The 423-nt window shown below is 37.6% G+C and carries 1 protein-coding gene; it reads left to right on the top strand.

Annotation, left to right across the window (positions count from 1 at the left end):
• Positions 1-423 (top strand): transposase (locus L6C30_RS14770; RefSeq protein WP_236163342.1); only part of this gene is annotated, 423 nt, incomplete at both ends.

The following is a 423-nucleotide window of genomic DNA, read 5'->3' as shown; positions in this document are numbered from 1 at the left end:
TTTCTTCTGCATCTAAAGCCTTGCCCATCAAGTGTTTACCACAATCATTTTATCGACGTATGCAGCGCTTCTTTGCAGGTCAGTATTTTGATTATCGTCAAATTTCTCAGTTGATTTTCAATATGTTTTCATTCGACCAAGTGCAACTGACTTTAGATAGAACCAATTGGAAATGGGGAAAACGAAATATTAATATCCTGATGCTCGCAATCGTTTATCGTGGAATAGCGATACCTATCCTTTGGACATTGCTTAATAAACGTGGAAATTCAGATACGAAAGAGCGTATTGCTTTGATTCAACGCTTTATAGCCATTTTTGGTAAAGACCGTATTGTGAATGTGTTCGCAGACAGAGAGTTTATCGGTGAGCAGTGGTTTACATGGTTAATTGAACAAGACATCAACTTCTGCATTCGTGTTA

Source organism: Acinetobacter sp. KAM396, from assembly GCF_021602765.1.
Lineage (GTDB): Bacteria > Pseudomonadota > Gammaproteobacteria > Pseudomonadales > Moraxellaceae > Acinetobacter > Acinetobacter towneri_A.
The sequence above is the reverse complement of the archived record's forward strand: the minus strand, read 5'-3'. Positions and strand labels throughout refer to the sequence as shown.